Source organism: Galbibacter sp., assembly GCF_048266365.1.
Taxonomy (GTDB): domain Bacteria; phylum Bacteroidota; class Bacteroidia; order Flavobacteriales; family Flavobacteriaceae; genus Galbibacter.
In genome coordinates, this window is sequence record NZ_JBLWZP010000003.1 from 133,353 (window position 1) to 146,313 (window position 12,961).

Below are 12,961 nucleotides of genomic sequence, written 5' to 3' on the forward strand. Positions count from 1 at the left end.
CAATAAAAATCAAGCATATATTTAAAAAAATACCCCTCATTTTATCATGGTATTTTCAAAAAAACTACTTTTGTCCCTGTAAAGTTCAATTAAAACTATAAAAAAATGAGTAAAGCAAAACTTGAATACATTTGGTTGGATGGCTATTTTCCCACCCAAAATATGAGAAGTAAAACTAAAGTTGAAGACAATTTTAGTGGAAAATTAGAAGACTGCCCTATATGGTCTTTTGATGGTTCCTCGACCAAACAAGCATTAGGTGGTTTTTCTGACTGCTTGCTAAAACCTGTTGCGATTTACCCTGATCCAGCTAGAACAAATGGATATTTAGTCATGGCGGAGGTATTGAACTCAGACGGATCAGTACACCCTACCAATTCAAGAGCTACTATTGATGATGAGAATGACGAAGATTTTTGGTTTGGATTTGAACAGGAGTATTTTATCATGGATACCAAAACAGAATTGCCTCTTGGTTTTCCTGTAGGTGGCTATCCTGGACCGCAAGGATTGTACTATTGTTCAGTCGGAGGTAAAAACACTCATGGAAGAGAGATTGTAGAACGCCATGCTGACCTTTGTATCGAGGCTGGTATTAATTTTGAAGGAATAAATCAAGAAGTTGCCTGTGGTCAATGGGAATTTCAAATCTTCGCTAAGGGAGGTAAAAATGCTGGAGATCAAATATGGATAGCCAGGTATTTACTTGATCGTTTATGTGAAGAATATGACTACTATATAGAATACCATCCAAAACCAGTTAAAGGTGACTGGAATGGTTCTGGTATGCACGCAAACTTTTCCAATACACTACTGAGAACTTGTGGGTCAAAAAAAATATACGAACAAGTATGTGAAGCATTTAGACCAGTAACCAAAGAACACATCGAAGTTTACGGTGAGTTTAATGATGAAAGATTAACAGGTAAACACGAGACTGCTTCTATTAATGACTTTAGTTATGGTGTTTCTGACAGGGGAGCCTCTATTCGTATTCCTATTATCACTGTAGAAAAAGGATACAAAGGTTGGCTGGAAGATAGAAGACCTGCATCTAATGCGGATCCATATAAAGTAGCATCTAGAATAATAAAAACCGTGAACACAGTAAAAATAGCTGTGGAAGCACAGTAAACTCCTACATCACCATTACCTTAGAGGCTGCGTTTTGCGGCCTCTTTTTTTTGGTTTAAACTTAAGACTACTATAAATTTAGTTGTTAAACTACAAAAATAGTTGCATAACTATAAAATTAGTTGTAGGTTTGATACTCATTCAAAAATCAAAATCAAACAGTATGCAAAAGTTAACCAACAAAGAGGAAGAGATCATGAAGATTTTATGGCGCCTCGATAAAGCATTTGTCAAAGAGGTGATGGCCGAACTCAAAGAAGAGAAACCACACTACAACACCCTGTCCACCATTATTAGAAATTTAGAAGATAAAGGATACGTCGGTCACACTGCCTTTGGAAACACCCATCAGTATTATCCCATCGTAAAAAAAGAAAGCTATCGCAGCCACTTTGTTACCAAAGCCATGGGAGAGTACTTTAACAACTCCTATAAAAATCTAGTGAGTTATTTCGCCAAGGAAGAAAAAATCAGCGTGGAAGAATTGAAAGAAATCATAAATCAAATTGAAGACAAGTAATAATGGAAGCCTATCTGACTTATGCGTTTAAATCTGCACTCCTATTGAGTATCTTTTGGGGTATCTATACCCTTTTCCTAAAAAGGGAAACTTTTTTTAACATCAATCGCTGGTTTTTAATACTCGGTATGTTAACCGCAATATTATTACCTCTAGTAGAGTTCCATCACATCGTTTATTTGCAAATACCCGACACGCCCGCTACCGCTGTTCAGGGATCAACATTGGATGCGATAGTTGCAGAACAAACAGATTGGTGGTTGTTTCTATTCTACATCTATATAATAGGTAGTGCCGGTTTTGCAATTCAATTTATCATAGAGCTACTATCGGTACATAGAATTATTCGAAGCGGTAAACTCATCAAACAGATTGATAGGGTTAGCTATATTGAAGTCAAACAAGAAACAAGTCCGTTTTCATTCTTCAACACCATAGTTTACAATCCGGAGGTACTCGATCGAAATGAAATGGACACCATACTAATGCATGAGCATGTTCATATTTCACAAAAGCACTCCTTAGATATGATATTGGCCAGCATCACTAAAATTGTACTTTGGTTCAATCCGATCAGCTGGATGTACAAAAAAGGGCTGGCTCAAAACCTAGAATATATTGCAGATTTTGAAAGTTGTGCTCAACCCGGCACCTCCGAAAAAGACTATCAATATTTATTACTCAATCAATTATCCGGAATCTCGAATTCCATCATCAATCCATTTTTTAATTCATTAATCAAAAAACGAATTCTCATGTTACAAAAACAAAGATCACAAAAAAGAAGTAGTTGGAAATACGCCTTAGTACTTCCATTTTTAGCAGGTTTTATGTTGTTATTCGGCTTTAAAACCCAGGTTAATTATCTACCGAGCAACACAACCACCATTGAAGCACCAACTTCAGTAGAAGCCAATGACCCCCGCGGTAAAGTGCTTCAAGACACATTACCTCCATTATATATTGTGAACGGCAAGCAGCAAGCTCCCGATTTTCAAATAAGCAGCATCCAGACGGATAACATTAAAAGTATCAATATCCTTAAGGACCAATCGGGCGAAAAAATATATGGAGAAAAAGGGAAAAATGGAGTCATCATCATAGAACTCAAGAATAAGGCTACCTTCAGAGCGGTTCAGACCAAAGAGCCTAATACATTCTCAGTAGTCGGTTCAAAAGAAAATCCTTTAATATATATAGATGGTAAGGAGATGCCAACCGACTTTGATTATAACACTATCGATCCTAATGAGATTGATTCCGTGAAAGTATTCAAAGGCAAAAAAGCTGTTGAAAATTATGGCGTAAAAGCCATAGGTGGTGTTTTAATCATAACTACCAAAACTCAAGAAAAGTAAAAGGATCAAAAGCCGGGATGATCATAACTTAAAAATACGGCTATGGCCAACTCCATAGCTGTATTGCTTTTACAAAAAAAATACGGCATGTTCCTTTTTAAAAAACATAAACCGTATTTAAATTAGTGGTTGGCTAGGTAGGTTAATCAAAAATGGCCTTATGTTCTTCTTTAACACGAACCACTGGTTTATTATTAAAGGTATAGGATATCCCTACATTAATTAAATAATCTGCAAATGCAGCATCACCATGCCTATATTCCCCGGTGATTGCTTGGGTTTCAAGATCAGTAACACTTTGAGGTCGTTCCCTTCTTACTGCAAATGGAACGTTAACATTGAAGGAGAAGTTACTAAGACTCATACCGACTCCAGGATCAATGGATAACACTGTTCCAGGTCTTCTAAAACCAGAACTGCCTCCTATAACATCTTCTACCGGAACTCCTTCATATCTGGCCCCAAGTGAGGCTGAAAATATTGAAGTAAAACTAAGACCCATACCAGCTCGTACTGCAAATTGATCTGGAACAGAGGTAATGGATTCATTCTCCAAGATAGGGCTCAAAGTTTCTCGAAAAGTACGGATTTCATTGGTTTCCTTAGGGTTAAACAAGTAAAATCCACCTCCATAAACGAAAAGGTTTTCTGTAATGCTCCTATAGAATTGTAAATCAACTGTAATTCCAAAGCCACCATCACCTGGCTGTATGGATTGGTCCACTGGTCGAACCTGTGGAGTTCCATCAGGACCTACATTATAAAAAATATCAGAAGCATTGTATTTTCCGGTTGGTAATTTAAAGCCTATACCGACAGACATATTTCCACTAGGATTTTTAATAGGATCAAAGAGCCAATATCCAACACCTACTCGAATATCTGCCAAACCACGAGAAAACGACAAATGCCGCTCTTCTCTTCCGTGTTCATACAAGGATGATCTGGAATTGATAACTGTGGGTATGGTAATACCAGCAAAAAGTCTATCGGTGATTCCATAATTCAAGTTGATATCCCAGGCATGAGAATGATTAATAACCTCCGTATTGTTGGAAACACGGTCTTTCTCCTGCTCAGTTCCCCGAAAATGTCGAAAAGATTTAAAGTAACGATATTTCATCCCTAACTGGAAACTCCCTTTACCGAGTAAATTGCTCTCTAAATTATTCCCGCTGCTACAGGAAAAATGCCTGATAGCAACGCATCCTTGTGCATTTATGTAATTAATGGATAGCAGAAATAGTAAGATAATATAAAATCGACCTAAGGATATACGTGTCATAATTCTCATACTCAAGAAGTTTTATCTACTAGAGGTTCAAATATAAAACTATGTCGAGTTTCTTAGGATTAAGGAAAAATTAAAAAGGAATAATGAAGAGTTAATTACATTATCAATTGCTAAATATCTGCCCCTTTTTTCACTATACATCAACATAGAGAATTACATTATGACAATTATCGATAAGAGTAGAGGTTTCTATAGTTAGGCAAGTTGAACACTCTAGAAGTTAATATCGTGGAATATAGGAGATTATTATTATATTTACCGTAAAATAACCCAAATGAAAAAACAAATCTTTAAGCTGTTAGCAAAACTAAATAAAGCAATTCTTCCCTCGTACTCCAAGCAAGGTCTTGACTTGGCAAAGGCTAGTAAATTACAGTTAGCCATCATTGGCTGGAGAGCGTATGTGACCAAAAATACTGCCTCTGAACAGACCTCCTAATAAGTCACTACGACCTCGGTATTGAATCCTTTAAGCCTATCCCTGCCATTCAAGTAAGAAAGTTCCATTAGAAAATTACACTGTACCACTTCACCTCCGAGAGCCTCCACCAATTCACATACAGCCTTGGCAGTACCTCCGGTAGCCAACACGTCATCGTGAATGAGCACTTTATCACCTTTTTTAATAGCATCTTTATGGATCTGAAGACTGTCTTGTCCATATTCTAAATCATACACTTGAGTCAAGGAATCAAAAGGCAATTTCCCAGGTTTGCGAACTGGAACGAAACTGCACTTTATGGCAGCGGCCAATAAAGTCCCAAAGAAAAAGCCGCGGCTTTCCACTCCAACCACAACATCAATATGTTGTCCTGCTATCTTAGACATCAATCCTTGTAAGGCTTTTTCACGAGCATTATGATCTGCTAAAAGTGGGGTGATATCTTTAAATACTACACCGGGCTTTGGAAAATCTTTGACTTCCCGAATAAAAGTGTGCAATTCTTGCATCATTAAAATAGTTTAGTGCAAATATATCATATCCTCACGGCTTGCTATACTATTTGAAGACGATTTTGAATGTGATGGTTTTTAATCTCCCAACTGAGTCAATACGCTATTAAATAGATGACTAATTCAAAATATTTGATTTTTTTCACTACATTTAACAGTACCCCCATTACAAACCTATAGAATTTACTAATCAAACCTTAAAAAAATGAAAAAATTAATTGCAGAATTTATCGGCACCCTATGGTTGGTACTTGGTGGATGTGGTAGCGCTGTTCTCGCAGCTGGATTTCCAGAACTTGGTATTGGCTTTTTAGGTGTAGCCTTAGCTTTTGGGTTAAGTGTTCTCACTATGGTTTACGCTATCGGTCACATTTCAGGTTGTCACCTGAATCCCGCAGTATCCATCGGACTTTGGATTGGCGGACGTTTTGATGCTAAGGATTTAATTCCTTATATCATTGCCCAAGTTTTAGGAGGTATTGCAGGAGCAGGTATACTCTATTTAATCGCAATAGGTAAGGCTGGGGCTAGTATCGGAAGTTTTGCCGCCAATGGTTTTGGTGAACACTCTCCGGGAGGCTACAACATGACAGCTGCTTTAGTCTCAGAGATTGTAATGACCTTTATGTTTTTAATCGTAATCCTGGGTTCAACGCATAAAAATGCACCAAAAGGCTTTGCCGGTATTGCAATTGGATTGACGCTCACTTTGATTCACTTAATCAGTATTCCTGTGACCAACACCTCTGTTAACCCTGCACGTAGCACCAGTCAAGCACTTTTTGTGGGTGATTGGGCTCTAGGTCAACTTTGGTTGTTTTGGATTGCTCCAATTATAGGAGCAATTATTGCAGGACTGGTGTATAAAAACCTGCTAAGCAGTCCAGAAAAACAATAAGTACACTGCCACCCCAAACTAATGCACATCCAATTTCACAACCATTTCGGTAGATTAGGTAAAAGAATCTACTGTATCTTTACGGCCAAAATTAATGATTTATGAATTGGGTAATATTAGTTATAGCAGGGCTGTTTGAAGTCGGATTTGCAAGCTGTCTTGGTAAGGCAAAATCTGCCTCCGGAAATGATGCTATATTGTGGTATGCAGGTTTTTTAGTCTGTTTGACCATTAGCATGTTGCTTCTAATTAAGGCTACCCAAACCCTGCCTGTAGGTACTGCATATGCCGTGTGGACCGGCATAGGTGCCGTTGGAACCGCTCTGGTAGGAATTTTATTATTTAACGAACCGGCGACGTTTTGGAGAATCTTCTTTATCACAACGCTGATCATGTCTGTTGTAGGACTGAAATTCGTTTCGAATTAAGGTGGAAATCACTATATTCGTTGCAAATAAAGACAACTATGAAATTTTATCGACCAATTATCCTACTTGTTACTGTAGCAATGTTTGCGATGACCTCTTGTGGATCATCCACCAGTTCAGCCGAAAAGGGAATTATTACCCATACGGTATTCTTTAAACTAAAGCACCCAAAAGGCAGTGAAGCAGAAAAAGAATTTTTAGCTCAAGCCGTGGCTTTAAAATCAATTAATACCGTTATGAACATGACCCAAGTTACTGAAATCGGAAAGAAAAATGATTTTGACTGGGGACTTACCATGCAGTTTAAAAATCAAGCAGATTATGATACGTATTCCAACCATCCAGATCACGTGGAATTCGTAAAAAATGTTTGGGAAAAAGAAGTTGTGGATTTTATGGAAATCGACTATACGATTGAGTAAAACCAACTCCTCCCATTATTGGTAAGTAAAATGCCATCTAAAATGATTTTAGATGGCATTTTTTTTAGACCATTGTACCGGTCTATATATGATAGCGAGAGTTATACAACAGGTTCTCCGTAAAGGTCAAAATCTGCTGCCTCGAAAATTTTAATTGTGGCAAATTCGCCGGTTTTAAGGTAGTGCTTACTAGCGTCTATAAGAACTTCGTTATCCACATCCGGAGAATCAAACTCTGTCCTTCCAATAAAGTAGTTTCCTTCCTTACGATCAATTACACAACGAAACGTCTTCCCTACTTTTTCTTGGTTTAGCTCCCAAGAAATTTGGGATTGAAGATCCATAATCTCTGATGCACGTTGTTGTTTCACTTCCTCCGGAACATCATCTTCCAATTGATAAGCATGGGTATTTTCCTCATGACTATAGGTAAAACAGCCTAAACGTTCAAAACGCATTTCTTTCACCCATTCCTTTAGGAGGTTAAAATCTGCTTCTGTCTCACCGGGATACCCAACAATAAGGGTGGTTCGAATGGCCATTTGAGGAACAGCTGCTCTAAAATCTTTTAAAAGTTGAGTTGTTTTATCATAAGTCGTACCTCGACGCATTGATTTTAGAATTGAGTCAGAGATATGTTGCAGTGGGATATCGATATAATTACAGATTTTAGGTTCTTGTTTGATCACCTCCAACACATCCATCGGGAAACCAGTTGGGAAGGCATAATGCAATCGAATCCATTCTACTCCATCTACTTTGACAAGTTCTTTTAACAGTTCAGCTAATGCTCTCTTTTTATAAATATCAAGACCATAATAAGTAAGATCTTGAGCAATTAAAATCAATTCTTTAACGCCATTGGCGGCAAGTTTTTCCGCTTCGATCACCAAGGCTTCGATCGGTGTACTCTTGTGCTTACCACGCATTAGAGGTATGGCACAAAAACTACAAGGACGATCACAACCTTCAGCAATCTTAAGATATGCATAATTCTTAGGAGTTGTAGTGAGTCGTTCCCCTATTAATTCATGCCGATAATCTGCACCCAAAGCTTTTAACAGACTTGGTAATTCTGTGGTGCCAAAGTACTGATCAACATCAGGAATTTCTTTTTCAAGATCCGGTTTGTAGCGTTCACTAAGGCATCCGGTTACAAAAACCTTATCGACCTCTCCTTCTTCTTTCTTTTGCAGATACTCTAAGATGGTATTTACGCTTTCCTCCTTGGCATTGTTGATAAACCCGCAGGTATTGATAACAACCACATTACCTTCTTGCTCATGAACGACTTCTTTACCACTGGCTTTGAGTTGCCCCATAAGCACCTCACTGTCATAAACGTTTTTTGAACACCCTAAGGTAACTACATTAATTTTATTCTTTTTCAATGACTTGGTTCTCATACCTTATATATAAATATTAACTTCATAAGCTCAAATTCTTGAGTCCATAAAAGTGATCCCACTGACTACATTAATCAACAGGCAAAATTACAACTTGGAAGTGTATAAAACGAGAATAAAAAAGGATTTTAGAGCCTATACAAAGAAATTATCCAAATAAACCATCAATCGCTCTTCGTAATACCGGATAGCAGAAAATAAAAGCACACAGATAATTACGTAAATCCAATTATAGCTCTCATTTTTAATAACCCTAAAAAGTAAAAAGGCTACGATAGCCCCGAGAAGTCCGAGAATAAGGTTTGGCCAAAAGAAGTGTTTACCAAAGATCGCTATGCCTTTCAAAATAGCATAGAACAAGCTGAAGTACGCCAGTACTCGCGTCAGAGTTACAAGAAATTTTGAACTACTCATTAGTTGAAGAAGGAGTCGACAAATTCATATTTATTGAATACCTGTAAATCCTCTATAGCCTCACCAACACCAATGTACTTCACAGGAATCTTAAACTGGTCCGATATACCGATAACCACTCCGCCTTTTGCTGTACCATCCAATTTGGTTACCGCTAAGGAACTTACTTCCGTGGCTTTGGTAAATTGTTTAGCTTGTTCGAAGGCATTCTGCCCTGTAGAGCCATCCAAAACTAACAATACCTCATGTGGAGCATCCGGGACTACTTTCTGCATTACACGTTTAACTTTAGTAAGCTCATTCATTAAATTAACCTTATTGTGTAGTCTTCCGGCGGTATCAATGATGACCACATCTGCGTCCTGAGACACTGCAGATTTTAAAGAATCAAAAGCGACTGAGGCAGGATCACTTCCCATTTGTTGCTTGACAATAGGCACACCAACACGATCCGCCCACACCTGAAGCTGATCAATAGCAGCAGCCCTAAAGGTATCAGCTGCTCCCAATACAACCTTCTTACCTTGCTTTTTAAATTGATAAGCAAGCTTTCCAATGGTAGTTGTTTTCCCAACACCATTAACTCCAACAACCATTAAAACATAGGGCTTTTTATCCGTAGGTATAACAAAGTCTGCCTGTTCACCAGTGTTGGTCTCTGATAGCAAGGCAGCGATTTCTTCTCTTAAAATACCATTCAGTTCATCGGTTCCTAAATACTTATCCTTGGATACCCTAGCCTCTATACGCTGAATAATTTTTAAGGTAGTATCAACTCCTACATCACTACTGACCAACACCTCTTCGAGATCATCAAGTACTTGATCGTCAACTTTAGATTTACCGGCTACCGCTTTACTAAGTTTGCCAAAAAAACTAGTCTTTGACTTTTCAAGCCCTTTGTCTAAAGTTTGTTTCTTTTCTGAGGAAAATATTTTTTTAAAAAAACTCATCTGCTACGATTAAATCATTGGTGCTCTCATCACTATTTAGCGATAAGATCGGTTATTAAAGTCGATTATACTTATCAAGTCTAAGTTCTGTGTTTTATTCAACAACCGACACTCTATAAGCAGGAATCAGACCATACAAACATACAACTAAATTAACAGTTGTGATACTATTTGGACGCTTAGGTATTTCTAAACTTACAACTTTCCAAAGTTAACTAAATCAAAAAAGCCACTTCCCGGATAGAAAGTAGCTCTTAGCGATCAAAAAGTTGTGAACTTTTATTTTTTATTCATCCAGTCGTTAACTAATTCTGGAGCCATTACAGCTTCAACAAAAGTATACGCGCCTGATTTAGGAGATCTGACCATTTTTATCGCTTTGGTTAATCTCTTTGAATTCGTCTGTAACGATGCTACTGATTTCTTTGCCATGGCTAAATTATTTTATTTCTTTATGAACAGTCATTTTCTTAAGGATAGGGTTGAATTTCTTCAACTCCATACGATCCGGAGTGTTCTTTTTATTTTTTGTAGTGATGTAACGAGAAGTTCCTGGCTGCCCAGATTCTTTGTGTTCGGTACACTCTAATATCACCTGTATTCTATTACCTTTCTTTGCCATTTTATTCCTTATTTATCGGATTACCAATTACTTAATAAATCCTTTTGCTTTTGCTTCTTTTAATACTGCAGTAATCCCTTTTTTATTAATAGTTTTTAATGCAGCGGTAGAAATTTTAAGCGTAACCCAACGATCTTCTTCTGGAATAAAGAAACGTTTTTTAATTAGGTTAGCGTCAAATTTACGCTTTGTTCTATTCATAGCGTGAGAAACGTTATTTCCCACCATTGCCTTCTTTCCTGTAAGTTCACAAACTCTTGACATGCTTCTATACTTTAGTATTATTTAAAAACAGGGTGCAAAATAACGAATTATTAGCCTTAATAGCAAGATAAAAGAATCATTTTTTTGAAAATTCTTTGAAAAGCATTTCTAAAGCTTTATTTACCGCCTTGTTAACGACCTTGTCCCGGTGATTTCCCAAGTTAAATTGCTGAGAAAAAACACCATTTGGAGTCGCTAATGCGATAAATACTGTCCCAATTTCTGCATCAGAATCTCCTTTTAAAGGCCCTGCATTTCCTGTTGTAGATAACGCAAAATCAGTTTTAAATAACTTTTTAGCGGACAATGCCATGGCTTCTGCAACAGCAGCACTTACAACACTGTGCGCTTTTATTAAAGATTCTTCAATGTTTAGAACATCTACTTTCGCTTGAGTAGCATAACTCACTACACCTCCATTAAAAAAGGCAGATGCCCCAGGAATAGCTGTAAAGATTTCCGCAAGTTTCCCTCCAGTACAACTTTCGGCAACCGAAAGACTTTGCTTACTACCTGTCAACAATTTAGCTAAGGTCACTTCTAATGCGTTTTCCTCCTCTAGTCCAAAATACAAATCTTGTATAAGTGGCATAAGACCCTCCATCTGCTCCTGGATTTCACGCTCCAACACCTGCTTATCATCTCCCTTAGCCGTTAGTCTTAATCGCACTTTCCCCAGATTGGGCAGGTATGCCAGTTTTATGGATGCCGGAAGGTGATCCTCCCAGTACTCAAGACGTTCTGCCAAAGCACTCTCCCCAAGCCCATAGGTAAGTATGGTTTTATGAATAATATAAGGGTGTTTAAACTGCTTTTGCAGCTTCGGAAGTATTGAATCGACAATTAGCGCTTCCATTTCAAATGGAACTCCAGGAAGGGAGATAAACACCTTTCCGTTTTTTTCGAGCCACATACCAGGCGCCGTACCAAATTGGTTCATCAACACCTCTGCCTTTGAGGGCACTAATGCCTGCCACTTATTTAAATCAGAAATCGGACTATTGGAATAGTTTTTAAATAATCTTTCTATATTTTGTAGCACTGCCTTATTTTCAACCAGCTTGTCCTCAAAATAAGTGCAAATCGTGTGTTTGGTAATATCATCTTTGGTCGGCCCAAGACCCCCGGTGATGATCACAATATCAACTCTGGATTCTGCCTCCTCCATGGCTTTCAAAATATGATTTCGTTCATCTTGAACTGAACTCATCTGAAACACTGAAATACCAATAGAATTAAGTCTCTTTGCAATAAACGCAGAATTCGTATCTACGACTTGACCTATGAGAATTTCATCCCCAATAGTAATAATCTCTGCTAACATTGCAGCTATTTTATATAATTGTTTAATTCTTTGTACGCTTCTTCTAATTCAGTAGTAGCCCCTGAGGACAATGCTCTTATAGATTCGATATCCATATCCCCTCTCGCATGACTCTCAATGGTCAACATCTGATCTTTCAATTTGTCAATCCCCAATAAATCAGCATTGGGTTTTATTTTATGTGCATATTGATAAATAGCACTGAAATCTTGAGCCACAACAGCGCTTTCCAGCCCTTTAAAGTCCTCAGGAGTTTCTTGTAAAAACGTGGATATTATGGTTTGATTAAACTCCTTATCCCCTCCAGATAATTCGTTGAGTTTATCTAAATTGTACTTCATAGTTTTAGGTGTTATTTGATTGATAGGTTAAATATTTCTTGATTATTGATGTGACCTTCTAAAAAGTCACCTCGTTGTATTTCAGAAACCCCGGCAGGCGTTCCTGTAAAAATTAAATCTCCGGTCTTCAAGGTAAAGAATTTGGAAACATAGGCAATTAATTCATCAATTTTCCACAACATTTTTGCACTATGTCCAAGCTGCACCTTTTCTTGATTCTTATTCAGACTGAAATGAATATCGTTCAGATCTCCTAAAGATTTTTTGGACACCCACTGCCCTACATAGGCAGAATTATCAAAAGCTTTCGCTTTCTCCCAAGGCAAACCCTTTTCTTTCAATGAGCGTTGTATATCTCTAGCCGTGAAATCGATCCCCAAAGTGAGTTGTTCGTAATAATTGGGTGCAAACTTCTCCGCGATGTATTTTCCAACTTTACTTATTTTCACAACCAGCTCTACCTCGTGATGGATTTCTGATGAAAATTCAGGAAGATAGAAGTCTAAACCATTTTTTAATAACGCCGTATCAGGTTTCATAAAAATAACAGGAGCATCAGGTTTTTCATTCTGAAGCTCAGCAATATGTTCTGTATAATTTCTGCCTACACAGATAATCTTCATGGTAAT

General features: G+C 37.7%; 18 protein-coding genes. 7 read left to right on the top strand and 11 right to left on the bottom strand.

Features of this window, described 5'->3' with window-relative positions; translation table 11 throughout:
- Positions 1–105 precede the first annotated feature (105 nt).
- The 3 genes from ACN0TV_RS06140 to ACN0TV_RS06150 all read left to right on the top strand — a co-directional run bounded on the left by ACN0TV_RS06140 (position 106) and on the right by ACN0TV_RS06150 (position 3,012).
- On the top strand, positions 106–1,134 hold the full coding sequence (locus ACN0TV_RS06140) for a glutamine synthetase beta-grasp domain-containing protein (RefSeq protein WP_417361147.1): 1,029 nt from the start codon (positions 106–108) through the stop codon (positions 1,132–1,134).
- Between the two features lie 163 nt (positions 1,135–1,297).
- Positions 1,298–1,654, top strand: a complete 357-nt coding sequence (locus tag ACN0TV_RS06145; protein ID WP_417361149.1) for a BlaI/MecI/CopY family transcriptional regulator — start codon at positions 1,298–1,300, stop codon at positions 1,652–1,654.
- A 2-nt stretch (positions 1,655–1,656) separates the two neighbouring features.
- Complete coding sequence (locus ACN0TV_RS06150) at positions 1,657–3,012, top strand: TonB-dependent receptor plug domain-containing protein (RefSeq protein WP_417361151.1); 1,356 nt, start codon at positions 1,657–1,659, stop codon at positions 3,010–3,012.
- Between the two features lie 142 nt (positions 3,013–3,154).
- Here ACN0TV_RS06150 and ACN0TV_RS06155 read toward each other — a convergent pair whose 3' ends face one another.
- Entirely contained in the window at positions 3,155–4,306 is a 1,152-nt protein-coding gene (locus ACN0TV_RS06155) for a hypothetical protein (protein WP_417361153.1), read from the bottom strand.
- 274 nt (positions 4,307–4,580) lie between these two features.
- On the opposite strand from ACN0TV_RS06155, the gene ACN0TV_RS06160 reads away from it, so the two are divergent.
- A complete protein-coding gene (locus tag ACN0TV_RS06160; RefSeq protein ID WP_417361155.1) occupies positions 4,581–4,745 on the top strand; it encodes an SsrA-binding protein in 165 nt (54 codons plus the stop codon).
- On the opposite strand, the gene ACN0TV_RS06165 is transcribed toward ACN0TV_RS06160, so the two are convergent.
- Entirely contained in the window at positions 4,742–5,257 is a 516-nt protein-coding gene (locus tag ACN0TV_RS06165) for an adenine phosphoribosyltransferase (RefSeq protein ID WP_417361562.1), read from the bottom strand. The two genes, ACN0TV_RS06160 and ACN0TV_RS06165, sit on opposite strands and share 4 nt — an antisense overlap.
- Positions 5,258–5,465: 208 nt before the next feature.
- Here ACN0TV_RS06165 and aqpZ point away from each other — a divergent pair, with 208 nt between their 5' ends.
- The 3 genes from aqpZ to ACN0TV_RS06180 all read left to right on the top strand — a co-directional run bounded on the left by aqpZ (position 5,466) and on the right by ACN0TV_RS06180 (position 7,008).
- Positions 5,466–6,158, top strand: a complete 693-nt coding sequence (gene aqpZ, locus ACN0TV_RS06170; RefSeq protein WP_417361157.1) for an aquaporin Z — start codon at positions 5,466–5,468, stop codon at positions 6,156–6,158.
- A gap of 101 nt (positions 6,159–6,259) precedes the next feature.
- Positions 6,260–6,586 (top strand): DMT family transporter, encoded by a 327-nt coding sequence (locus ACN0TV_RS06175; RefSeq protein WP_417361159.1) that lies wholly within the window; start codon positions 6,260–6,262, stop codon positions 6,584–6,586.
- A gap of 38 nt (positions 6,587–6,624) precedes the next feature.
- Entirely contained in the window at positions 6,625–7,008 is a 384-nt protein-coding gene (locus ACN0TV_RS06180; protein ID WP_417361161.1) for a Dabb family protein, read from the top strand.
- A 101-nt stretch (positions 7,009–7,109) separates the two neighbouring features.
- On the opposite strand, the gene rimO is transcribed toward ACN0TV_RS06180, so the two are convergent.
- The 9 genes from rimO to ACN0TV_RS06225 all read right to left on the bottom strand — a co-directional run bounded on the left by rimO (position 7,110) and on the right by ACN0TV_RS06225 (position 12,955).
- On the bottom strand, positions 7,110–8,414 hold the full coding sequence (gene rimO, locus ACN0TV_RS06185) for a 30S ribosomal protein S12 methylthiotransferase RimO (RefSeq protein WP_417361163.1): 1,305 nt from the start codon (positions 8,412–8,414) through the stop codon (positions 7,110–7,112).
- Positions 8,415–8,549: 135 nt separating this feature from the next.
- Positions 8,550–8,828 carry a hypothetical protein gene (locus ACN0TV_RS06190; protein ID WP_417361165.1) on the bottom strand — a complete coding sequence of 93 codons (279 nt, stop codon included), beginning with the start codon at positions 8,826–8,828 and terminating at the stop codon, positions 8,550–8,552.
- Complete coding sequence (gene ftsY, locus ACN0TV_RS06195; protein ID WP_417361167.1) at positions 8,828–9,781, bottom strand: signal recognition particle-docking protein FtsY; 954 nt, start codon at positions 9,779–9,781, stop codon at positions 8,828–8,830. Before ftsY ends, ACN0TV_RS06190 begins: the two co-directional genes overlap by 1 nt.
- Positions 9,782–10,060: 279 nt before the next feature.
- Positions 10,061–10,213: a DUF4295 domain-containing protein gene (locus ACN0TV_RS06200; protein ID WP_417361169.1), complete on the bottom strand. Its 153-nt coding sequence runs from the start codon at positions 10,211–10,213 to the stop codon at positions 10,061–10,063.
- Positions 10,214–10,220: 7 nt separating this feature from the next.
- On the bottom strand, positions 10,221–10,403 hold the full coding sequence (gene rpmG / locus ACN0TV_RS06205) for a 50S ribosomal protein L33 (protein ID WP_008992117.1): 183 nt from the start codon (positions 10,401–10,403) through the stop codon (positions 10,221–10,223).
- Between the two features lie 27 nt (positions 10,404–10,430).
- On the bottom strand, positions 10,431–10,667 hold the full coding sequence (rpmB, locus tag ACN0TV_RS06210) for a 50S ribosomal protein L28 (RefSeq protein ID WP_417361171.1): 237 nt from the start codon (positions 10,665–10,667) through the stop codon (positions 10,431–10,433).
- 76 nt (positions 10,668–10,743) lie between these two features.
- A complete protein-coding gene (locus ACN0TV_RS06215) occupies positions 10,744–11,991 on the bottom strand; it encodes a competence/damage-inducible protein A (protein WP_417361173.1) in 1,248 nt (415 codons plus the stop codon).
- A gap of 5 nt (positions 11,992–11,996) precedes the next feature.
- Complete coding sequence (locus ACN0TV_RS06220; protein ID WP_417361175.1) at positions 11,997–12,332, bottom strand: Hpt domain-containing protein; 336 nt, start codon at positions 12,330–12,332, stop codon at positions 11,997–11,999.
- Positions 12,333–12,343: 11 nt separating this feature from the next.
- Positions 12,344–12,955 carry a fumarylacetoacetate hydrolase family protein gene (locus ACN0TV_RS06225; RefSeq protein ID WP_417361177.1) on the bottom strand — a complete coding sequence of 204 codons (612 nt, stop codon included), beginning with the start codon at positions 12,953–12,955 and terminating at the stop codon, positions 12,344–12,346.
- Positions 12,956–12,961: the final 6 nt, after the last annotated feature.